The sequence below is a fragment of the Marinobacter shunpengi genome, assembly GCF_045449695.1.
Taxonomy (GTDB): domain Bacteria; phylum Pseudomonadota; class Gammaproteobacteria; order Pseudomonadales; family Oleiphilaceae; genus Marinobacter.
On the sequence record NZ_JBJJKZ010000008.1, the window covers coordinates 79,267 to 99,964 of the forward strand.

At 63.1% G+C, this 20,698-nt stretch carries 18 protein-coding genes; 11 read left to right on the top strand and 7 right to left on the bottom strand.

Annotated features, from left to right (window positions below):
• Window positions 1–3 precede the first annotated feature (3 nt).
• Window positions 4–912 (bottom strand): bile acid:sodium symporter family protein, encoded by a 909-nt coding sequence (locus tag ACJO2E_RS05655; RefSeq protein WP_406962664.1) that lies wholly within the window; start codon window positions 910–912, stop codon window positions 4–6.
• Between the two features lie 6 nt (window positions 913–918).
• Window positions 919–2,223 (bottom strand): flavin-containing monooxygenase, encoded by a 1,305-nt coding sequence (locus ACJO2E_RS05660; protein WP_406962666.1) that lies wholly within the window; start codon window positions 2,221–2,223, stop codon window positions 919–921.
• A 99-nt stretch (window positions 2,224–2,322) separates the two neighbouring features.
• Between ACJO2E_RS05660 and ACJO2E_RS05665 the strand changes: the two genes are divergently transcribed.
• The gene (locus ACJO2E_RS05665; RefSeq protein WP_406962667.1) at window positions 2,323–3,303 is read left to right on the top strand and encodes an AraC family transcriptional regulator; all 981 of its coding nucleotides are present in this window, start codon (window positions 2,323–2,325) and stop codon (window positions 3,301–3,303) included.
• Window positions 3,304–3,690: 387 nt separating this feature from the next.
• Window positions 3,691–4,500 carry an ATP-grasp domain-containing protein gene (locus ACJO2E_RS05670; protein WP_406962668.1) on the top strand — a complete coding sequence of 270 codons (810 nt, stop codon included), beginning with the start codon at window positions 3,691–3,693 and terminating at the stop codon, window positions 4,498–4,500.
• Window positions 4,501–4,512: 12 nt separating this feature from the next.
• On the opposite strand, the gene ACJO2E_RS05675 is transcribed toward ACJO2E_RS05670, so the two are convergent.
• Window positions 4,513–4,725, bottom strand: a complete 213-nt coding sequence (locus ACJO2E_RS05675) for a YjfB family protein (protein WP_406962670.1) — start codon at window positions 4,723–4,725, stop codon at window positions 4,513–4,515.
• Window positions 4,726–4,978: 253 nt separating this feature from the next.
• On the opposite strand from ACJO2E_RS05675, the gene ACJO2E_RS05680 reads away from it, so the two are divergent.
• The gene (locus ACJO2E_RS05680; protein WP_406962671.1) at window positions 4,979–6,154 is read left to right on the top strand and encodes a type III PLP-dependent enzyme; all 1,176 of its coding nucleotides are present in this window, start codon (window positions 4,979–4,981) and stop codon (window positions 6,152–6,154) included.
• 136 nt (window positions 6,155–6,290) lie between these two features.
• Here the strand turns inward: ACJO2E_RS05680 and ACJO2E_RS05685 are convergent, their stop codons facing one another.
• From ACJO2E_RS05685 to ACJO2E_RS05700, 4 genes are all read right to left on the bottom strand, one after another.
• Window positions 6,291–7,493 carry an MFS transporter gene (locus ACJO2E_RS05685; protein WP_406962673.1) on the bottom strand — a complete coding sequence of 401 codons (1,203 nt, stop codon included), beginning with the start codon at window positions 7,491–7,493 and terminating at the stop codon, window positions 6,291–6,293.
• 6 nt (window positions 7,494–7,499) lie between these two features.
• Entirely contained in the window at window positions 7,500–7,895 is a 396-nt protein-coding gene (locus ACJO2E_RS05690; protein ID WP_328185367.1) for an ectoine synthase, read from the bottom strand.
• Window positions 7,896–8,009: 114 nt separating this feature from the next.
• Complete coding sequence (locus ACJO2E_RS05695) at window positions 8,010–9,506, bottom strand: GTPase/DUF3482 domain-containing protein (RefSeq protein ID WP_406962675.1); 1,497 nt, start codon at window positions 9,504–9,506, stop codon at window positions 8,010–8,012.
• Window positions 9,493–10,866, bottom strand: coding sequence for a DUF2868 domain-containing protein (locus ACJO2E_RS05700; protein WP_406962676.1), 1,374 nt, complete (start codon window positions 10,864–10,866; stop codon window positions 9,493–9,495). Before ACJO2E_RS05700 ends, ACJO2E_RS05695 begins: the two co-directional genes overlap by 14 nt.
• Window positions 10,867–10,922: 56 nt before the next feature.
• Between ACJO2E_RS05700 and ACJO2E_RS05705 the strand changes: the two genes are divergently transcribed.
• From ACJO2E_RS05705 to ACJO2E_RS05740, 8 genes are all read left to right on the top strand, one after another.
• On the top strand, window positions 10,923–11,285 hold the full coding sequence (locus ACJO2E_RS05705) for a DUF6164 family protein (protein ID WP_406962678.1): 363 nt from the start codon (window positions 10,923–10,925) through the stop codon (window positions 11,283–11,285).
• Window positions 11,286–11,313: 28 nt separating this feature from the next.
• A complete protein-coding gene (locus ACJO2E_RS05710) occupies window positions 11,314–12,747 on the top strand; it encodes a sigma-54 interaction domain-containing protein (protein WP_406962680.1) in 1,434 nt (477 codons plus the stop codon).
• A 288-nt stretch (window positions 12,748–13,035) separates the two neighbouring features.
• On the top strand, window positions 13,036–14,112 hold the full coding sequence (locus ACJO2E_RS05715; RefSeq protein ID WP_406962682.1) for a TRAP transporter substrate-binding protein: 1,077 nt from the start codon (window positions 13,036–13,038) through the stop codon (window positions 14,110–14,112).
• A 77-nt stretch (window positions 14,113–14,189) separates the two neighbouring features.
• A complete protein-coding gene (locus ACJO2E_RS05720) occupies window positions 14,190–14,792 on the top strand; it encodes a TRAP transporter small permease subunit (RefSeq protein ID WP_406962684.1) in 603 nt (200 codons plus the stop codon).
• On the top strand, window positions 14,792–16,162 hold the full coding sequence (locus ACJO2E_RS05725) for a TRAP transporter large permease (protein WP_406962686.1): 1,371 nt from the start codon (window positions 14,792–14,794) through the stop codon (window positions 16,160–16,162). Before ACJO2E_RS05720 ends, ACJO2E_RS05725 begins: the two co-directional genes overlap by 1 nt.
• Before the next feature lie 38 nt (window positions 16,163–16,200).
• On the top strand, window positions 16,201–16,980 hold the full coding sequence (locus ACJO2E_RS05730) for a 3-hydroxybutyrate dehydrogenase (RefSeq protein WP_406962688.1): 780 nt from the start codon (window positions 16,201–16,203) through the stop codon (window positions 16,978–16,980).
• An 11-nt stretch (window positions 16,981–16,991) separates the two neighbouring features.
• Window positions 16,992–18,986, top strand: coding sequence for an acetoacetate--CoA ligase (locus ACJO2E_RS05735; RefSeq protein ID WP_406962690.1), 1,995 nt, complete (start codon window positions 16,992–16,994; stop codon window positions 18,984–18,986).
• Window positions 18,987–19,073: 87 nt separating this feature from the next.
• The gene (locus ACJO2E_RS05740; RefSeq protein ID WP_406962692.1) at window positions 19,074–20,615 is read left to right on the top strand and encodes a phospholipase D family protein; all 1,542 of its coding nucleotides are present in this window, start codon (window positions 19,074–19,076) and stop codon (window positions 20,613–20,615) included.
• Window positions 20,616–20,698: the final 83 nt, after the last annotated feature.

Here is a 20,698-nt window from a genome sequence, read left to right on the forward strand (position 1 = left end):
ATGTCAGCTTTGTGGTTGTACGGGTTTGGGATCGGGGAGCGGCCGATGGGCCCAGATCTGTGACAGGGTGAGGCCTGACACCAGGTGCCACACGCCCCAGAAGGCGGTGATCAGCATCATGCCGCCCGCTTCCGGAAAGAAAGTAAACAGGATCACCAGCCCCAGCCCCGAGTTCTGGATGCCCACCTCCATGGTCACCGCCCGCTGGTCCGGCACCGACAGTTTCATCAGCCGGGCCATGCCGTAGCCCAGGGCCAGTGCCAGCAGGTTGTGGCCCACCACCAGCCAGAAGAAGGTATGGAACTGGGCCAGGAACAGATCCACGTTATTGAGGAAAGCGATGGCCACGAAGGCCAGAAATATTAGCAGCGAAATGAACCGCAGGGGTTTCTCGCTACGCACCGCCAGCGTCGGGAAGCGTCTGCCGGTGACCATGCCCAGTAGCAGCGGCAAGGCCAGCACCAGCAGCACCAGCATGAGGATGTTCTCTGGCTGCAGGGCAATCTCCTGCAGGTAGGCGCGGGTGTGGGGGTTGAGCCAGCCGTAGAGGGCAAAGTTCAGCGGCGTCATCACCGTGGCGGCCAGGCTGGAGACCGCGGTCATACTCACCGACACCGCCACGCTGCCCTTGCCCAGCCAGGTCATGATATTGGAAAAACTGCCCCCGGGGCAGGAGGCCACCAGGATCATGCCCAGGGCCAGTTGCGGATCGACCCGGAAGACCCAGGTGAACAGACAGGTGGCTGCCGGCAGCAACAGGAACTGGGCAATTAACCCGGCGATGGGGGCCCGGGGTATGGTCAGTACCCGTTTGAAGTCGGCGGGGCTCAGATTGAGGGACACGCCGAACATCATCAGGGCCAGGATCACGTTGAGGGTGACCAGGCTGGCGGGGTCAAACTGCACCGTCATACGGATTTACCCCTTGCTGTGGTCGGGTTGGAGTTTGGCGATATGGCCTGCCAGGGTCTCCAGGTACTGGTCCTTGTTCACATAGTAGGCCATGCGGGCGAGCTTGATGTAGTTGTAGCCCCCGTCCAGCCGTTCGCCCACCCGCTCCTTCTTTCGTTGCCGAAGGTCTTCGGCATCCCGGGTACCCTTCTGTTGCTCGCGGATGAACAGGGCAGCCAGTCGCGCCTGCTGGTTGCGACCTTCCCAGCCCAGGCCGGTGGCCTCGATCATACCCATGAGGAACAGGTTGTCGTAGTCCGGGTGCATCATGTTCAGGTATAGCCGGGGCGCGTCCTCATGTTCCGGCCAGTTGAGGTGCTTGCGGTCGATGAACGGGTAATCAAGCAGGTAGCCGGTGGCCATCAGGATCAGGTCGTACTCGCCGCTTTCGCCGTCGCTGTAGTGGACGGTCCTGCCCTCGACGCGATCGATGCTGCGCCGGGGGTGGATATCCCCGTGGCCCAGGTGGTGCAGGATCAGCGAGTTGATCACCGGATGGGATTCGTACATGCGGTAGTCCGGGTCCGGCAGGCCGTAGTCCGACGGCTTGCCCATCACCAGTCGGATCAGCGCGGCGTCCAGCCGTTGCTTGATGGGCCGGGGCATCTTCAGTTTGCCACCAATGGTGTCGATGGGCTTGCCGTTGAGGAACTTGGGCAGGAAGTAGTAGCCGCGACGCAGGCTCATGTCCACCGAGCGGGCATGGTGCACGGCGTCCACGGCGATGTCGGCGCCGGAGTTACCACAGCCGATGATCAGTACCCGTTTGCCCTTGAAGACATCCGGAGAGCGATAGTCTGCGGAATGCATCAGTTCGCCGTCGAACTCGCCGGGCAGGCTGGGCCTATTGGGGGTATGCAGGGTGCCGTTGGCGATCATTACGCCGTCGAAGGTGCGGGTCTGTTGCTGGCCGTCGTGCTCGGTGGTCACCTGCCACTGGTCGCCGTCGGGCTCCACATTCACCACGCAGGTGTTGAACTCATAGTGTTCACGCAGGCCGAAATGGTCGACGAAGTCCCGGAAGTAGGTGCGTAGCTCGTGGTGGCTGGGGTACTGGGCCACCGAGTCCTTCATGGGAAACTCCACGAACTCGGTCATGCGCTTGGACGAGATCAGATGCGCGGTTTCGTACATGGTGCTGTGCGGGTTGTCGATATCCCACAGACCGCCTACGTCGCCATGGAGTTCGAATCCGGTAAAGGGAATGCCCTGCTTCTGGAGATTGCGGGCACAGGCAAGGCCCATGGGGCCCGCGCCGATCACTGCATACATGTTGGAATTTCCTGATTTTGTTCTTGTCATCCCGTATCTTATGGGTAAATGCGTCCGTTTTCCTGACCGGACAGGACAGAAACCACGACAATTCAGGCCATGATCGGAACGTCACCCACGGTTACCCACCTCTATGCCCAGGCGATCCTGCAGGCGGCGCAACGCCGGGGCATCACGCTGTCCGACGATATTACCCGACAGGTGGTGCCGGGGCAGCGGGTGCCACTGGCGGTGCAGGACCGGCTCTGGGAGGAATATTGCCAGGCGGTGGACGATCCGCTGGCCGGGCTGGAGATCGGCCTGGCGTTGCAGGTGGGGCACCTGGACAGTGCCGGTATGTTGCTGGTGAGCTGCGATACCCTGCGGGAGGGGCTTGAGGCGCTGGTGGAGTACGCGCCAGTGGTGGGTGATGGTGGTGAGTTCTCGATCTCGGAGGATGCTGATTGGATCAGCCTCTGCTATCGGCCGGAGTATCGGGTGCGGGTGGCGGAACGGGTGGACGCAGTGATGGCGTCGCTGGTGCGGCTGGCAGGCTGGGCTACCGGGGAGGCTTTCCGGCCGGAGATCCTTTTGCTGGCTCATCCGTCCCGGGGTGATGGGGTGTCCTATCGGGAACGGCTGGGTATGCCGGTGGTGTTTGACGCTGATTGCAACTGTCTGCAGTGTCACCGGGACCAGGGCGATCTGCCGTTGATCCAGGCCAATAGCGCGTTGCGGGATCACCTGCGGCAGCTTGCGGATCATACCCTGGAATCCCTGGGTCATCAGAGTCTGAGTGGGCAGGTGAGTCGCCTGGTGCGGGAGCATCCTAACTGGGGCAAGGAGCGGGTGGCCTCGGAGCTGGCGGTCAGTGGCCGACATCTGAACCGGTTACTGGCGGATGAGGGGTTGTCGTTCAAGGTGCTGCGGGAGCGGGAGTTGCATCGGTTGGCGACGGAGTTGTTGCAGGCCGGGCAGACAGTGGTCGTGGTGAGTGAGCGCCTTGGGTTTTCGGAGGAGGCCGCCTTTGCCCGGGCGTTTCGGCGGTGGGAAGGGGTTAGTCCTGCCCGGTATCGTTCCGGGCTTTCCTCCGGGGAGTAGGTATTTTAGCGTTAGTGCCTGCGAGGGGGTGCTGGTAGGTCTCTCGCCGCCGCAATTCACGGCCCATCCCTGGACCGACCTTGCTACCGGGCCTTCCCTGGCCCTGCTCTGAAAGACCTACCAGCACCCCCTCACTTTTGACCCCGTGCTTGCCTCCATGAAAACACTGCATCCAACTGAAAGGCTCACTAGACCTGTTTGCCGGCAAACCGCGCCTCGCTTCCATGCCAATCATGAGACAAAAGATCAGTAAAGATTCGCTCGTTTTCGAGTCCAGCCACCAAACCAGCCAATCTACGAACCCAGCTCACGGCTTACTCACAAACCACTTGCCAAACACCGAATTGCCCATAAAATGCACAGCGTCTCCCTTGAGCAAACACCCCAATGCAACTGGTTTCCTTCGATATCTTCCGTACCCTGGGCTTCCCGGATACCACCACCATCAAACCCGAGCACTTCCTGCGTCACAAGGCCGAGCTTGAACAGGCCGACTGGGTACTGTTCCCGGAATACTGGCAACTAAATGCCCTGGTCCATGGCCTGAAGTGCCGGGTTTTCCCCAGTGAAGCCAGCTACCGCATCGGCCACGACAAGGTCGAGATGACCCGGGCCTTCCAGACCGTGGCGCCGGAACATACCCCCTGGACACTGATCGAAGCCAACGGGCCGGAAGAACGGGACCGGGTCTGGGCGACCATGCCCTCGCCCTTCGTCGCCAAATTGCCCAAGGCCTCCATGGGTGAGGGCGTCTGGCTGATCGAATCCCGCCAGGACTGGTTACGGTACTGCGAGCGGACGCCGGTGCTGTATGCGCAGGAGTACCTGCCTATCGACCGGGATGTGCGTGTTGTAGTTGTGGGAGATCAGGTACTCACGGCCTACTGGCGAACGCAGTCGGATCAGGGCTTCTATAACAACGTGGCACGGGGCGGAAAAATCGATGCGTCGGTGGTGCCGGCAGTGGCGACGGACCTTGCCCTGAGCCTGGCACGGACGCTGGGCGTGAACCATGCCGGTTTCGACATCGCCCTGGTGGAAGGCTACCCCTACGTGCTGGAATTCAACCGGCTGTTTGGCAACCAGGGGCTGGCCCAGGGAACGGCGTTGAAGGATGCCATCCTGGGCTATCTGCGGACCCGGACGGCGCCGGAAGATCCGGACGGCCCGGCCCCACTCTGGCCGGTGGCGGTCTGAAGGTTCCGGCCCTCAGGCCTTCACGTCAACATTGGCCCCGACGCGATCCGACGGATTGGCGCCGGCAGTGGGTACGGCGGTATCGGTGACGCCTTCCAGCAATTGCATGGCGCCCTGTTCCTGCATGTCCATGGCCTGTTTCATGACCTGGATCTGCGCCTGTTCACTCACCCGTTGCTGGCTCATCTGGGTGCTGGCGGCTGCCATGGAAGCGACTTCAGACATCGTTATACTCCGGCTGTTCAATTTGTGACCACATTAACAGTCTGGGCGGCGTATTGAATAGCCCCCAACCCCTTCCTGTTTCAATACATTACAAATCTATTCCAGTGGTTTCATAAGGTCTTGCCCCATGGGTATTTCTGCTCATATCCGGCCCATGAAAAAAGCCTGATGATCGCGCCATATGACGGGTACTGCAGCGTTGCTGTGGTGCCCTTTTTTATGGGCGATTACCCTGTGGAGGGACACACCACCCATGACCGATGTCACCAACGCCAACATTGCCGACTACTACGACGCCGAGACGTTCAAGCGCATCAAGGACTTTGCGGACACGCAGGAAACCCCGTTCGTGGTGATCGACACCAAGGTGATCGACCGCCAGTACAACGAGCTGGTGGAAGGCTTTCCGTACGCCAAGGTCTACTACGCGGTGAAGGCCAACCCGGCTCCGCAGATCCTGACCATGCTGCGGGACAAGGGCGCCAGTTTTGATATTGCCTCGGTGTATGAGCTGGACAAGGTGATGGCCCTGGGTGTGACCGGTGACCGGGTCAGCTATGGCAACACCATCAAGAAGGCGAAGGACATCCGCACCTTCTACGAGCGCGGTGTGCGCCTGTTCGCCACGGATTCCGAGGCGGACCTGCGCAATATTGCCAAGGCGGCCCCGGGCTCGAAGGTGTATGTTCGGATCCTGACCGAGGGTACGCTGACCGCGGACTGGCCCCTGTCCCGCAAGTTCGGCTGTCAGACCGACATGGCCATGGACCTGCTGATCCTGGCCCGTGACCTGGGGCTGGTGCCCTATGGCGTATCATTCCACGTGGGTTCCCAACAGCGTGAGATCGGCGCCTGGGATGCGGCCCTGAACAAGGTGAAGGTCATCTTCGAGCGTCTGAAGGAAGAGGACGGCATCGAGCTGAAGATGATCAACATGGGCGGTGGTTTCCCGGCCAACTACATCACTCGCACCAATGAGCTGGGGGTGTACGCGGAAGAGATCCATCGTTTCCTGAGGGAGGATTTCGGTGACGACCTGCCGGAGATTATCATCGAGCCGGGCCGTTCACTGATTTCCAATGCCGGTGTGCTGGTGAGCGAGGTGGTGCTGATCTCCCGCAAGTCCCGGACAGCCCTGCACCGATGGGTGTATACGGATGTGGGCAAGTTCAGTGGTCTGATCGAGACGCTGGATGAGGCGATCAAGTTTCCGATCTGGACGGAGAAGTCCGGCGAGGGCGAGGACTGTGTGATTGCCGGGCCGACCTGTGACAGTGCCGATATCATGTATGAGCACCACAAGTATCCGTTGCCTCTGAATCTGGCGATCGGGGATCGGATGTACTGGCTGTCTACCGGGGCCTATACGACCACTTACAGCGCTATTGAATTTAACGGGTTTCCTCCGTTGAGAGACTTCTACCTCTGAGATTGGGGGCGGGCCGCGAAGCGGGGGGCGGGTTCTTCCGGAAACCCAAAACTCGCTTCGCTCAGACAAGGGTTCCCTGCAGAACCCACCCCCCGCTCCACGGCCCTCAGGCTGTGAGTGTGGGGCCTCTTCGGGGTCAGCCTTCGGGCTGGCCCTTTTTGTTTGTCAGGTCGAGGGTGAATGCCAGTGGCAGCACCAGCACGCTGTAGCCGACCATGATCATCAGGGCGTGGCGGATATCGCCGGTCCAGTCTGCCAGGACGCCGCCCAGCATGGGTACCGAGAACGCCACCGTGTAGCCCACCAGGAAGGTACCGGCGGAGAGGCGACCGGTGTCTTCGGAGCGGACCACCAGTGGTGGCAGGGCGATCAGCAGGATCAGCAGTATGCCGGCGACGAAGCTCATGAAGGTGGCGAAGGCGATGGACCACCAGCCTTCGGTAACGATGGTGCCGGCGGTGCCGAGGATGCTCAGGGCGGCCATCCAGACGATCAGGTCGCGGCGGCCGACCCACTGGCGGGCCATTTTCAGCATCATCAGGGAGGCGAAGACCTGGGCGATGTTGTAGCAGAACAGGGCTTCGGAGAGTTTTCCGAAGTGGCCCTGCTGCTCCAGCAGGTTGCCCATGTAGGCGTTGAGGCCAAAGAACATGGAGGAGGACAGGCCCAGCAGCAGGCCCAGTTTGAGGGTCAGGGGATTGCGCCAGTCCGGAAGCCAGGCTGCCCGTTTGGTGGGGCGGCTGAGGTCCCGCCTGGGGATGAACAGGGCGGCGGCCACCAGCAGCGCCGGCAGCGACCAGGCCAGCAGGGTGTCCTGCCAGCTATTGTCCAGCAGCGGCATGAGCACCGGCAGGGTGACGCCGGCACCGATGAACTCGCCCATCAGCATGCCGTTCATGTAGATGGCGGAGCCGATGGCAATGTGGTGGGGCTCCAGCCATCTCGGTAACAGGGCCGGCAGTGCAGGTTGCATCATGGCGATGCCGAGGCCCATGACGATGCTGGCGACCATCAGGGTGATGGCGTCAGGAACTAGCCCCCGGGCGGCGGAGCCCAGGGCCATGATGGTGATGGCCAGTGCCAGGGTGTTGCGGGGACCAAGGCGGGAAATCGCCAGGGAGCCGGGCATGGCGCCAATGGCCAGCATCAGGATGGGCAGGGTGGTGAGGGCGCCGGTCAGGGCCTGGTTGAGGCCCAGGTCATCGCTGATGAACGGTGCCAGCGGCGGCGCCACCAGGATGGGGATGCGCAGGTAGACACCGGCCAGCCAAAGCAACACCGCCACCGGCAGCAGCGTTGCTGGCGGTGGCGGTGTGGTTGCGGTGCGTTCGACCGCCATCAACGATCAGTTGTCGCTGGTGTCCGGCAGGTAGGCACCGTCTTCGTCGTGGATTTCACGGCCGGTCACCGGCGGGTTGAAGGCACAGATCAGGCGCATGTCCTCGGTGCCACCATACAGGGTGTGGCGGTCGTGGTTGTCGAGGGAATACAGGGTGCCGTCGGTGATCTCGTGAACCTCGCCCGTGGCCAGGTCCTTGATGCGCCCGTTGCCGGCTACGCAGTAGACGGCTTCCAGGTGGTGCTTGTACCAGAAGGTGTGCTCTGAGCCGGCCTTGATAATGGTCTCGTGAAACGAGAAACCCATGCCGTCCTTTTTCAGCAGCAGACGGCGGCTGGTCCACTGCTTGTCGCTGACTTCACGTTCGGTACCGATGATGTCCTGCACTCGTACGATTTTCATGGGCGTACCTCGTTCTGGTTGGGTAAAGCCGTTCTGAAAGCCAGGGATCATCCCGGTATCGTTCAGAGGCTACTGAATGTGACAAGCCTTGCATTATAACTGTTTGGCCGCCCCTTAACGAGGCCGGCCCGCCTCCCCAGAGGCTATCGAATCCCTGCTGGCACCGTTATCGGCCCGCCATTTCCGGTAACCCACCAGGGCGGAATGGATGGCGGCCTCCAGGGGTTGCTGTTCGTCAGGGGCCAGTTGCCGGCCCTTGCGCAGCTTGCCGAGGGCTTGCTGGATCGCCTTGCGCTGGGGGCTGTCCAGTTGTTCCAGCCAGTGGCTGTCGGAGGGTGGCAGCTCCAGCGGGTCACGACCGGCATGGTTCCTTTCACTGATGTGCCACCAGTGATCCACCGCCCTTCCCAGAACAATATAGCCGAATTGCAGGTCCTGTACCGGGCCGAAGGTGGCGGTCTGTAGTTCGCCACTACCCTTCAGTGGCCCCAGCCGTAACGCCTGCACCGCCAGCCGGTCGCCGTAGAAGTAGCTGCCGGCGGCGCCGATCAGGCCACCGATCAGGGCGCCGGCGCCCAGGGAGTGGCCCAGGGTCAGGGCGTCGATACCGGCACCACCGACCGCGCCGGCGCCGAAGCCGGCGGTGGCCAGGTAGCGTTTGCTGACGGCCCAGGCCTGGCGGGTGCTTTCGCTGAACAGGTCATGGTCCTGGTGCCAGCTCAGTTCGGCTTCCTGACGGGCGATCTGGTGGTGCTGGTACAGAGTCTCGATATCCCGCCGCAGGCGCTCTTCCCGTTCCCGCTGATTCTGGTACCAGCGCTCCCTGAGTCGGGTTTCCAGGGCCTCGCGACTGTTGCTGCCGGGTGTCGGCAGGTTTCGGGGCAAGGTACGGGACTCCTGGTGGCGCATCATGTCGGCGAGTGCGCCGGCAATCAGCCGGGCGGACTGCCATTGCCGGTCTTCCCGCTGGCGCGTCAGATAGTGGGTGGCCTGATCCAGGGGTTGCTCCCAGTCCGGGCGGAGTTGGCCAAAGGCTTTCAGAAGGCTTAGATGTTTCTCGAACGGGGCGCGAACGGCGTCGAAACTGCGCACAACCTGGAAGAACTGCCCCAGGGCCTTGTGCCAGCTTTCGGTGTGGTCGTCGGCGCCGATACGGTTGATCAGGGCCAGGCTGGGTTGTCCGGTCCAGCGCAGGATGGTCATTTCCGCCTCCTGCTCGGCGGTATAGGGCACTGAGCCGTCCACCACGTAGATGATGCCGGCGCCCTCGATGATGGGCGTCAGCAACTCACACTCGTCCCGGAACTTCGGGTTGTCCCGGTGCTGGTGCACGAATGCCGCCACCGTATCCGGCCGGTCGGAGGCGGACAGGCTGTGTGCCTCCAGCCATTCCAGCACCCGCCGCGGGCGCTGGAACCCGGGGGTGTCCACCAGGGTATACAGGGTGTGGTTGTCCACGGTCAGGGGGTAGGTGTGGCTCTCCCGGGTGGTGCCCGGTTCCAGGGCGATGGCAATGCGGTCGTTCTGGGACAGGGTGGCCACGACGCTGGACTTGCCCCGGTTGGGGTGACCCACGACGGCGAAAACCGGCGCCTGATCACTGGGGGGCATGGTGCACCTCCGGTGTGTTGGCGGTGGCCACGCGGGTGTTCTGGCCGACCCTCTCTGCAAATCGCAGCCATTGGGCCAGGGGCTGGGGCGCTGGTGGTTGCGACGGATCGCTGGCCACGGGCAGCAGGATCAGGGCGAGATCCGGAAACTGTTTGGTGGCATCTTCCAGGAAGTCCTCCAGCTCTGCGGTGGGGGGCTCCCAGCTCCGGGTCACCACCAGAAGGTGCCGGTCCTCCGGAGATCGCCGCTCAGCGATGGCGTCCAGGGTGTCCCGGTCCGCCTGAAGACTCTGGTTGCCCCCCGCCCGCAGGGGCTGCGAAGGCGGCTTTGTCAGGATGTCCGCCGGCGAGGCGCCGGCCCAGCAGACCACCAGCGGAGTCTCGGGAATGGCGACGGTGTCCGAGGTGACATCGACGGGAAGCTGGCCACTGTCGGTGGCGTCGCTGCCAGTCTCCACCGCCGGGGTTTCCATGCGCCAGAGCAGCGCCTTATAGCCGGGGTGGTCGCAAAGCGCCCGTTGCTCCTTGCGGCGAAGGTCCAGGGTGGCGACCACCAGTAACAGCAGCCGCGGCAGGATGGTCCATGTCAGCCAGGCCATGGCCACGAAGGGCCACCAGGCGCCCCAGCGGATACTGGCGGTGTCCGTACCGGCGGCATCCAGCCGGAAAAAGCGGGTGTCCGTCACCAGATCCAGGTTTGGGGTGGCCACCGGCAGCCAGCCGGACCAGGGGGCCGCCACCCAGGAGACAACGCGATACCAGCCCTCGGCTGACGTTTCCAGGGTGGTGCTCCAGCCGAAAGCCAGGTCCTGCACAACCACGGAAACCAGCAGGGTCAGCAGTCCGGCGACGCCGAAGGTGAGGCCGGCGGCCTGGGCGGTCCGTGCCATCATCGGGCTGAACAGGGGCCGCAGGACTGATGATGGCTGACGCTTCTCCAGACGGTGTTGCAGACTGTGGGCCAGCGGTGCCCAGGGTTGCCAGCCGGCCAGCCCCTGGCAGGCGGTGAACAGGGCCAGCACCAGTTGCAGCAGGATGACGCCGAGGATCACGGTGATATTGATCTGCTGGCCCCCATCATAGAACAGCAGGCCCGACATGGTGATGACGCCGAGCAGCGCACCGGCAGTGATAAAGACGGTGGTAAAATGCCGCCAGAACCGGAGTTCCGGGAAACCGGCGGCGGTTGTCCCGTTCAGGGCCTGGAGCTGGCCCAGCCAGTGGCGGATATCCGGCTTGTGGCCCTCGCCCCGGTCCAGGGCGTAACGGCGGTCCCGGCGGTGCAGGAAGGTCGGCGACTGCCGCTGGTCGCGCTGGTGCTGGTGATCAAAGGCCAGCAGGGTCTCAAGGTGGCCGGGCATGGAGTATCCTTGTAGCAATGACGTACAAAAGCCAGACGGCCACGAGAGTGTAACCGATGCCCCACCATTTGATGAATCTGCGCCATGTGCCCGACGACGAGGCGGATGAGATCCGCGCCCTGTTCGAGGAGCATGATGTGAACTATTACGAGACGCCGCCCTCCTTCTGGGGTATCAGCATGGGCGGTTTCTGGGCCCATGACGGGACCGAGGCGGAACGGGCGAAGGCCCTGCTGAAGGACTACCAGGCCGGGCGTCAGCGCCGGCAACGGGAAGCCTGGGAAGAGGCCTTGCGCCAGGGCCGCGGCGATGGCGTCTGGCACCAGTTCCTGCGCAAACCGGTCACGGTTATTGCCGCCCTGGCGGCGCTGGTGTTTATACTCGGCGTTTCACTGGCCCCGTTCCTGAAGCTGGGCTGATCCACCGTAGCGCCAGATGAGGTACCGCATGCCATCCCCCTTCCAGCCGACCGGAATCCGCGGCCTGACCCGGGACATGATTGAGGCACTGATCGCCATGTTCGAAAAGGCCAGTGCCGGGGCCATTGCCGTGGACTGCGACGCGCGCATTACATGGATCAATGACAGCTACTGTCGGTTGCTGGGTGTCCGCGAGCAGGACGTGATCGGTCAGCCGGTGCAGCGGGTTATCCCCCAAAGCCGTATGCCGGAGGTGGTGGCCAGCGGTGACCCACTGTTGCTGGATATCATGGAGCATCAGGACCAGCAACTGGTGGTCACCCGACTGCCCTACTTTGATGGAGACGGTGCCGTAGTGGGCGCCATCGCCTGCATCCTCTATGACGATCTGCAGCCCCTCACGCCCCTCGTGGCCCGATACCGCCGCCTGCACAGGGACCTTCAGGCGGCCCGCAAGGCCCTGGCCAAACAGGCAAGGGGCACCCGTTACAGTTTATCGGACTTTATCGGCGCCAGCCCGGCGGCGCTGGAGGTCAAGCGCAAGGCGCGGCTGGCGGCGGGGCGGGACATGCCGGTACTGCTCCAGGGGGAGACCGGTACTGGTAAGGAGGTGCTGGCCCAGGCCATCCATGCCGCCTCCGGGCGGGCGGAGCGTCCGTTTGTGGCGGTCAACGTGGCGGCCATACCGGAAAACCTGCTGGAGGCAGAGTTCTTTGGCGTTGCCCCCGGTGCCTACACCGGCGCCGCCAAATACCGTGACGGGCGCTTCCAGCTCGCCAACGGCGGCACCCTGTTCCTGGACGAGGTGGGCGACATGCCGCTGCCGCTGCAGGCCAAGTTGCTCCGTGCGCTGCAGGAGGGGGAGGTGGAGCCCCTGGGCTCCAACCAGGTGCAGGCGGTGGATGTGCGGGTGATTGCCGCCACCAGCCGTGACCTGCGGCAGATGATGGTGGAGGGCAGCTTCCGGTCGGACCTGTACTACCGCCTGAATGTCATGGACATTCAGGTGCCTTCCCTGCGGGAGCGGCTGGCGGACCTGGGCATTCTCTGTGAAAGTCTGTTGGCGGACCTTTCGGATGGGCCGGGCCTGGGGGCGGAGATCACCGACGAGGCCCTGGCCCTGCTGGCCCGGCACCACTGGCCGGGCAACATCCGCGAACTGCGCAATGTGCTGGAGCGGGCGCTGACCCTGAACGAGAATGCCGAAGCCCTGGACCGGGACATACTGGCACAGGTGCTGCCCGCCCTGGAGACGTTGTCGGTGCCGGTCACCGACACTGTCCCGCGCGCCGGCCACCCGGTTGCTGGTGTTACCCATACCCTGGCGGAGGTGGTGGCATCGGCGGAGCGGGAAGCCATTGAATCAGCCCTGGCGGCCAGCCGGGGCAACCGCAGCCGGGCGGCCCGCCTGCTGGGGATTTCCCGCTCTGTGCTCTACCAGAAACTTGCCAGAATGTCCTGAATCAAGGACACCTGTCCGTAATTAAGGACAAGTTTTCGCTGATATGCATGGGGATTGTCCGATTTTCAGGACACCTATCAATTTCCGGCTGTGCGCCGGCAATCCATTCATCTGATTTTTAAGACAAAATCCTGATCGGCACGGTTTCTGCTCACCACGGCGTGACGGCCAGAACAACCACTAACAACACTGGCTTTCCCGTCCACGGCGATAGTGCCCGGTTCCGGTTGTTCTGGCTGCAACAGACAGTCCTGTCGTGAGTGCGACAAAAACAACAAGGAACCCGATATGTCGATCAAGACCTCCGTATCCCGTCTTGGCCTGGGCGTGGCCGCTGCCAGCGCCCTGGCCCTGTCCGCCACCCCCGCCGCCGCGGAAAAGGTCCGCTGGCAGGTGCCGCTGGCATTCCCTTCCCACCTGGTGGGGCTGACCACACCAGTCAAGCACCTGTCCGAGAACCTCAAGGATATCTCCGGCGGCGATATCCAGTTCCGCTACTATGAGCCGGGCGAGCTGGTGCCCCCCTTCGAGATCATGGATGCCGTCAGCGAGGGCAAGTACCCGGCCGGCTATACCTGGGTTGGCTATGACCAGGGCACCATCCCCGCACTGCCGCTATACTCCGGCGCGCCGTTCAATATGGAGCCCCCGGCTTACCTGGCCTGGTACTACGAGGGCGAAGGCCGCGAATTGCTGGAGGAAATCTACGCCGAGCGCAATATCCACCCCATGCTGTGCAGCATCATCGGCCCGGAAGGCGCCGGCTGGTTTGCCGAGCCCATCGAGTCACTGGACGATTATGACGGCCTGCGCATCCGCTTTGCCGGCATCGGCGGCAAGGTGCTCGAAGAACTCGGCGCCTCGGTGACCATGGTGCCCGGCGGTGAGATCTACCAGGCCCTGGAGCGGCAGACCATCGATGCCACCGAGTTCTCGCAACCGGCCATCGACAAGATGCTTGGGCTGGACCAGATCATCAAGAACTACATCATGCCGGGCTGGCACCAGACCCTGACCACCTCCCACCTGCTGGTCAACAAGGATGTCTGGGATGATCTTGAACCCCAGACCCGCGCCCTGGTGGAAATGGGCTGCGAGTCCGCCACCCTCAAGGGCTTCGCCGAGAGCGAATACGCCCAGCCCACCGCCCTGCGGGACTACCAGGACGAAGGCGTGACTGCCCAGACCCTGCCGGAACCGGTACTGCGGGAACTCCAGGAGGCCACCAACAAGGTGCTGGATGATATCGCCGCCGAGGACGAGATGTTCAGGCGGGTGCTCACCAGCCAGCGTGAGTTCATGGAACACCACTCCATCTGGCACAGCAAGGGCTACCTGCCCCGGGACTTCTACCAGTACGACTGATCCCGTAGCCAGTCGCGGGCGGGCGCATTCCGTGCCCGCCCGTTTTCCCCTGAATCCAGAACATATCCGAGGTTGATGTGACGGAACCTGCGACTTTCAGTGCTCCGGCCAGCCCCGCTGCCCACCATAACGGCCTTCCCCACAACCGGCTTTCCCAGGGCCTGGATCGGCTGATCAGCGCCATCGGCAGGGGTCTGTCCTGGCTGTGGCTGGTGATGCTGGTGGTGGTGCTGGTCAACGTATTCAGCCGGTTCGTGCTGTCCCGGGGCTCCATTGCCCTGGAGGAGCTATCCTGGCACCTGTTCGGCATCGCCATGATGATGACCCTGGCCTACGCGGTGGTGAAGGATGACCACGTGCGGGTGGATGTGCTGCGAGAGAAATTCTCCCTGCGGACCCGCGCGCTTATTGAGGCCCTGGGCATTGCCCTGCTGGCGCTGCCGATCCTCTACCTGATGATGGAAGCCCTGGTGCCCTACGCCTGGAAGGCCTTTGTGCTGGACGAGCGTTCACAGGCCCCCAGTGGCCTGCCGTACCGGTTTATCTTCAAGGGTTTCCTGCCCCTGGGCCTGGCGCTGGTGGCCCTGGCCCTTTTCTCCCGGCTGACCCGGTGCACCACCTTGCTGGCGGGTTTCCCCCGGGCCCTGGCCGCTCCCCATGACCAGGAGGAGGACCACTGATGGGACTGGAAACACTGCTCGTTATCGCCATGTTCGCCAGTTTCATGGCGCTGTTGCTGCTGGGCTTTCCGGTGGCCTGGTCACTGGCCGGCATTGGCCTTGTGTTCGCAGTCGTTGGCCACGTGATGGTCGAATACTTCGACGCAGACCTTTGGTTTACCTGGTCCGGCACCATCGGTGTGTTGGATGCCCGTATCTACGGCATCGTGGCCAATGAACTGATGGTGGCCCTGCCGCTGTTCATCTTCATGGGCATCATGCTGGACCGTTCCGGCATCGCCGAAAAACTGATGCACAGCCTGGTGCGGGTGCTGGGGCCGTTGCGGGGTGGCTACGCCATCACCGTGGTTATCGTCGGCATCCTGCTGGCGGCCTCCACCGGCATTGTCGGGGCTTCGGTGGTGTTGCTGGGTATGTTGTCCCTGGGACCGATGATGCAGGCTCACTACAACAAGTCCCTGGCGGTGGGCACCGCCTGTTCCGTGGGTACTCTGGGTATCCTGGTGCCACCGAGCATTATGCTGGTACTGATGTCTGACCGGCTGGGAACCTCCGATGCGTCGGTGGGCAAGCTGTTCATGGGCGCGCTGATCCCCGGCCTCATGCTGGGGGTGATGTACATCCTGTATATCGGCATTGCCGCCTGGCTGAAGCGGGACCTGGCACCGGCGCCAAAGCATCACCAGAAGCTGGATCTGCGGGCGCTGGTGGATGTGTTCCTGTCGGTGGTGCCCCCCATGGCGCTGATACTGGCAGTGCTGGGGTCGATCTTCTTCGGTATCGCCACCACCACGGAAGCGTCGGCGGTGGGTGCCGCCGGCGCCATGCTGATGGCCTTTGTCAGCCGTCGACTGGACATGGACGTACTGCGGGAGGCCCTGTACCAGACCAGTCGTACCACGGCATTTATCTTCGGCATCTTTATCGGCGCCACGGTATTCGCGGCGGTCTTACGGGGTCTCGGTGGTGATGATGTCATCCGCGATGCCATCACCGGCCTGCCCTTCGGTACCACCGGTGTCCTGATCACGGTGTTGTTGATTACCTTCCTGCTGGGGTTCTTCCTGGACTGGGTGGAGATCACGCTGATTATCCTGCCGCTGGTGGCGCCGGTGCTGTTTTCCCTGGGCGTGGAGCCGGTCTGGTTTGCGGTACTGTTCGCGATCTGCCTGCAGACGTCGTTCCTGACTCCCCCGGTGGGTTTCTCACTGTTCTATATTAAGGGGGTCTGTCCGCCCGGCATCACCACAAGGGACATCTACCTGGGGGTGCTGCCCTTCATCCTGCTGCAGTTGCTGGGCCTGGGGCTGGTGTTTGCCTTCGAGCCCCTGGCAACCTGGTTGCCCAATGAGGTGTATGGTGGCCAATGAACAACAATAATGAACCGGATCAACAAGGAGTATCCGTCATGAGGCTGAAACAGAGAACCGCCCTGATTACGGGCGCCGCACGTGGCATCGGCCGGGCCATCGCTGAGCAGTACGCCCGTGAAGGCGCCCGGGTGGCCATTGCCGACCTGAACCATGACAGCGCCAATGAGGCTGCCGAGGCAATTCGAGCAGCCGGCGGCCAGGCCATGGCGTTGGCCATGGATGTCACTGACGAACAGGCCGTGGACGACGGCTTCCGCCAACTGGCCGACCAGTGGGGTGGTGTGGACATTGCCCTGGCCAACGCCGGGGTGCAACACATCGACCCGGTCCACAAACTGGCCTACGGTGACTGGCGCAAGGTGGTGGATGTCCACCTCAATGGTGCCTTCCTGGTGACTCGTGCCGCGCTGAACCAGATGTACGCCGGCAAGGGCGGTACCATGTTGTATATGGGCTCCGTCCACTCGGTGGAGGCCTCACCCCTGAAATCCCCCTATGTGGCGGCCAAGCACGGCCTGCTGGGCCTGTGCCGGGCGGTGGCGAAGGAAGGGGCCGAGCATGGTGTGCGCAGTAACATCATCTGCCCGGGCTTCGTACGCACTCCGCTGGTGGAAAAGCAGATTCCGGAGCAGGCGAAGGAACTGGGGATTTCCGAAGAGGAAGTAATCCGCAACGTCATGCTGAAGAACACCGTGGATGGTGAGTTCACCACCGTCGAGGATGTTGCCGAACTGGCCGTCCATCTGGCCGCTTTCCCCTCTGCCGCGCTGACCGGTCAGTCCATCGTGGTCAGCCATGGCTGGCACATGCAGTAAAGGAGTCCTGAATGAGTGACAAGCACGAGTCCATGGTGGTCTGGACACCATCTGAGGAAACCCTGGAAACTTCCCGCATGGAGCGCTTCAGGACCTGGCTGGAAGAGCAGGGCCTGGGGCCGTTTGCCGACTATCATGCCCTGCACCAATGGTCCGTCGACGAGCTGGAGACCTTCTGGCAGAAGGTCTGGGACTATTGCGGCCTGGTCTGCGACACTCCGGCCGAACGGGTACTGGGCAGCCGTGAGATGCCAGGGGCGGAGTGGTTCCCCGGAATGAAGCTCAACTTTGCCGCCAACCTGCTGCGGCTGGCGGAGGGCGACCATGCCGATCGTGAGGCGGTGGTGGCCTATTGCGAGACCCGCCCGGTGCTGCGGCGCAGTTACGGCCAGTTGAAGGCAGACGTAGGGGCCTTCGAGGCCTTCCTGCGCAGCCAGGGTGTGGCTCAGGGGGATCGGGTGGCCGGCATTGTCACCAACGGCTATGAGGCCATTGTCGCCATGCTGGCCACCACCAGCATGGGGGCCATCTGGAGTTCCGCCTCCCCGGACTTCGGGGTGGGCGCCATCAACGACCGCTTCGGCCAGATCGAGCCCACGGCGCTGGTGGCCGTGAACGGCTATGGCTACGGCGGCAAGGTATTCCCGCGCCAGGAAGCCTTCCGGGACCTGGTGGCGCAACTGCCATCACTGAAGTGCGTGGTGAGCATCGGGCAGCTACCCGATGATGGGCCCATCCTCGGCGACAGGGTCACCACCTGGGAAGATGCCCTGGCGGCTGGTAAAGGGCAGGCGCCCTCCTTCACGCCGCTGCCGCCGGATCACCCGGTCTACATCCTGTATTCCTCCGGCACCACCGGTAAGCCCAAGTGCATCGTGCATGGCAGCGCCGGGCTGGTGGTGAACCATGCCAAGGAACTGATGCTCCACGGCGATGTGGGGTCGGACGACCGCTTCCTGTACTTCACCACCTGCGGCTGGATGATGTGGAACTGGCAGGTGTCCGCGCTGATAACCGGTGCCGCCGTGGTCACCGTGGACGGCTCCCCGGGCTACCCCGATCTGAACATGCTGTGGGAAACCGTGGCCCGGGAGAGGGTCACCCACTTCGGCACCAGCGCCCGCTTTATCGCCGGCTGTCGTAAGGCTGAGCTGAAACCTGCCAGGGACCTGGACCAGAGCCACCTGCGGGTGGTGTTCTCCACCGGCTCGCCGTTGCTGCCGGAAGACTATGACTGGGTCTATAACGATGGCGCACCGGAGGTGCTGCTGGGTTCCATCGCCGGTGGTACCGACATCTGCGGCTGCTTCGTGGGGGCAACGCCCCTGCTGCCGGTACGCCGGGGCGAGATCCAGTGCCGTTTCCTGGGTGTGGATGCGGTGGCCTATGGCGACGACGGCAAGCCAGTCAGCGAGGGTCGTGGTGAACTGGTCTGCCGCCAGCCACTGCCGTCCATGCCGGTACGTTTCTGGAACGACCCGGATGGTGAGCGTTACCGCGATGCCTACTTCGCCACCTTTCCCGGCGTCTGGGCCCACGGCGACTTTATCGAGTTCACCGAGCACGGTGGTGCCATTATCTATGGTCGCTCCGACGCCACCCTCAACCCGGGTGGTGTGCGTATCGGCACCGCGGAAATCTACCGACAGGTGGAAACCATCGCCGAAGTGGCGGACAGTCTGGTGGTGGGCCGGCAGATCGACGGTGATGTGGAAGTCGTATTGCTGGTGGTGCCGGCGGAGGGCCAGACTCTCTCCGACGACCTGGTGCAACAGCTGCGCCGCCGCATCCGTGAAGGTGCCAGCCCGCGCCATGTGCCGAAGCACATCATTGCCGTGGACGACATCCCCTACACCCGCAGCGGCAAGAAGGTGGAGTTGGCGGTGGCCCGGCTGATCAACGGTTCGGCCAAAGCGGACAACCGCGACGCCCTGGCCAACCCGCAGGCCCTGGACCATATCCGCGAGCAATGCCGCGCCGCCGGCCTGCTGGACGGGGGTGCCTGAACCGGAAGCGATTGCCAATTGTCACGGGTTCTGCAAGTCTTTCCTCCATGGCCCATCATGACAATCCGGGAACAGGGAGGTGAACCCGTGACAGGTAACCGGTACCAAGGCGTACCCCTGGCGCTGCTCCTGATCCTGCTGCTGGCTGGTTGCAGCCTGCCGGTGGTGGACCATGGCAGCGACCTGACGGGGTTACCGGAAAGCGAGGTCCGGGAGACCCTGATCGGCCGGTCCGTGGCGACGCTGGCGTCCCGGAACCCTTGCGACACCGGCGTCTATCCCCTCTACGAACCGCTTGATGCCTTCGCCAGCCGGGTGCTGCTGATCCGCGCCGCCGAGCGCACGCTGGATGTGCAGTACTACATCTGGCAGGAAGACACTACCGGCCTGCTGTTGCTGGGAGAACTGCTGGAAGCCGCAGACCGGGGCGTCCGCGTGCGCCTGCTGCTGGACGATAACGGCATCGGTGGCCTTGACCCCCTGCTGGCGGCCATGGACAGCCACCCGGATATCCATGTCCGCTTGTTCAATCCCTTCACGGTGCGAAGCGCCAAATGGCTCAATTTCCTCACCGACTTCAGCCGGGTCAACCGGCGCATGCACAACAAGTCCATGACCGCTGATAACGCCCTGACGGTGCTGGGAGGGCGTAATATTGGTGATGAGTATTTCGGGGCCACGCCAGGTGCACTGTTCGTGGATCTGGACGTACTGGCCATAGGCACCACCGTGCCAGAGGTGACGCAGCAGTTCGATCGCTATTGGGCCAGCGAGTCCGCCTATCCCCTGGAAGCACTGGTGGAGCCCGTGGGGGCATCCCAGCGCCGCGCTTTGCGGGGGCAGATTCAGGAGACCGCCCGATCGCCGAAAGCGCAACGCTACTTTCAGGCGGTCACCGACCGTCCCTTTGTAGGGCTGTTGCTGGATGGCGAGCTGGAACTGGATTGGGCAACGGCCCGTCTGGTGAGCGATGATCCCGCGAAGGTGCTGGACCAGGTGGATGACAGTCGTCTGATGATGAGCGACCTGGCCCGGGATATGGGCCCGCCCGGCCAATCCCTGGAACTGGTCTCCCCCTATTTCGTGCCCACCGACGAAGGCGTGGCGGTGTTCGAGCGGCTGGAGGAAAAGGGCGTCGAGGTACGCATCCTCACCAACTCCGCCGAGGCCACCGATGTGCTGGTAGTCCACAGCGGCTACGCCCGCCATCGCAAGGAACTGTTGAACGCGGGGGTGGAACTCTACGAGATGAGGGCCGTGGGGGCCGGTAACGGCGGCAGGGGCAGTTCCGGTTTCAGCCTGAACAGTTCCTCCAGCCTCCACGCCAAGACCTTTGCCATGGACGGCGACCGGGTGTTCGTTGGCTCCTTCAACTTCGACCCCCGGTCGGCGAAGCTCAACACGGAAATGGGCCTGATCCTGCAGAGCCCGGAACTGGCACGGCAACTGGCCAGCGTATTCGGGCCGGATCTCACGCTTCACGCCTACCGGGTGGAACTGGACGACGATGGTGACCTGATCTGGCGGGATGGCGCGGGTGATGTGCTGACCAATGAACCGGGTACCAATGCTTTCGATCGAGGCATGCTGTGGTTGTTCTCGCTGATGCCTATCGAGGGACTGCTTTAACTTCAGGCCTTTGGGCGACACTCAAAATTCACAAGTGTTATCCGGGATCGTTGCTAGACTAAGTTTGTCTACCATTGGCTAAA